The organism is Devosia chinhatensis, assembly GCF_000969445.1.
Taxonomy (GTDB): Bacteria; Pseudomonadota; Alphaproteobacteria; order Rhizobiales; family Devosiaceae; genus Devosia; species Devosia chinhatensis.
Window position 1 is genome coordinate 1 of record NZ_JZEY01000023.1, and the last position, 474, is coordinate 474.

Genomic DNA, 474 nt, shown 5'->3' on the forward strand with positions numbered 1-474 from the left:
GGACGCCAACGACGTCCCGCGTGCGGACAGACCCGCCTCCGGGCCGACCGTCGCCTATACACCCAGCAACACGTTGGGGGGCAAAATCGCTGCCCAGCTCGACACTGCGATGCGCAAGGATATTCGCAAAGGCGGGACACAGAAGGGCAAGGGCGAGTTCGCCGACATCAAACAATGGCGCGGGGACAGGGTCTGGAAACAGGCGTCGGGTTACGCAACGCCCGACCTCATCAACCGCGCCACTGGTGAGCCGCTCAACGCCGATCACTTCAAGGCGCATCTGCGTACGCGCTATGGCGCATAAAACTTATTATCTTCAAATTTGTTAGATCAACGCGCGGACTCAGTTTCCGCGCTCTGACCACTGTGAACGCCGGCTGAACCCGCCCCTCAGGCTCCGTTCGAGACCAGCGTCCTAGAACCGCTTCCCTCAACGGCCCGCACGCACGGGCCCCACTGCAGTGAGTCTGAAAT

The 474-nt window shown here is 61.4% G+C and carries 1 pseudogene; it reads left to right on the forward strand.

Annotation, left to right across the window (positions count from 1 at the left end):
- A pseudogene (locus tag VE26_RS00105) lies at positions 1-304 on the forward strand (carboxypeptidase M32); the annotation flags it as partial.
- Positions 305-474 lie beyond the last annotated feature (170 nt).